Origin of the sequence: Neisseria weixii, assembly GCF_042658245.1 — a bacterium.
Lineage (GTDB): Bacteria > Pseudomonadota > Gammaproteobacteria > Burkholderiales > Neisseriaceae > Neisseria > Neisseria weixii.
Genome location: NZ_JBHSPY010000076.1, coordinates 1 through 870, shown reverse-complemented (window position 1 = coordinate 870; position 870 = coordinate 1). Strand labels below are relative to the sequence as shown.

The window sequence follows — 870 nt, the reverse complement described above, 5'->3', positions numbered from 1 at the left end:
GCAACGTACCAAAGCTTTGTTCCACCCATAGCGCGTTTTCGACAATTGCTTATTTCTTGCCTTATCGTCCTCTGTTAACGGATGGCCCCGGTGCGCCTTACGCATAATGCCGTCTGAAAGCCCTTTATGTTGCAGTAAGGCTCGATTGGCTTTGCTGTCATATCCTTTGTCGGCATAAACCTTGGTACCTTCGTCAATTTCTTGAAGCAACGGTTCAAAGTGGTTGCATTCATGTTCGTTGGCCGGTCTGATGTGCAGTTTCTCGATACAGCCTTCATGGCCGGTACGGGTATGCTGTTTGCAGCCGAGTTTGAACTTGCCGTCCTTCTTTATCCGGCGGGCAGCTTTGTCTTTGCCGGGGGTGTTTTCTGAAACCACACCGTTTTCACCGGTTTCAATCGCCCGCCGCTGTTTGCCGCCGGCTGTTTGGATAATGGCGGCGTCAATGACGGCTGCTTTGGCATTTTGGACTTTTAAGCCTTTGCCGGTTAATTGTCGGTTAATCAAATCCAGTAATTAGGCAAGTAGATTGTTTTGTACCGGCCAGTTGCGGTAACGGCAAAGTGTGCTGTGGCCGGGGGTGTCGGGTTCGTCAAAACCGCAGAAGAGGTAAAAGTCGGTACGGGTAATGAGGCTGTGTTCGAGTTCGGGGGCGGACAGGCTGTGCCATTGGCCGATTAAGACGGCTTTAAACACGGACAGCAATGAATAGGCGGGACGGCCGCCGTTATGACGGGCATAGCGGCCTTTTTGCTGTTCGGGATAACCGGCAATGGGTTGCCGGCCGGTAATGAGCTGAACTTTGAGTAAGCGAAAGCAGTTAAGGTTCTTGCCAACCATGGTTTCGGCAGTTTGAAGAAGCTGCCCATG

General features: G+C 51.6%; 1 pseudogene. It reads right to left on the bottom strand.

Annotated features, from left to right (window positions below):
- Positions 1–870: pseudogene (locus ACFPVS_RS13670) on the bottom strand (IS5 family transposase); the annotation flags it as partial.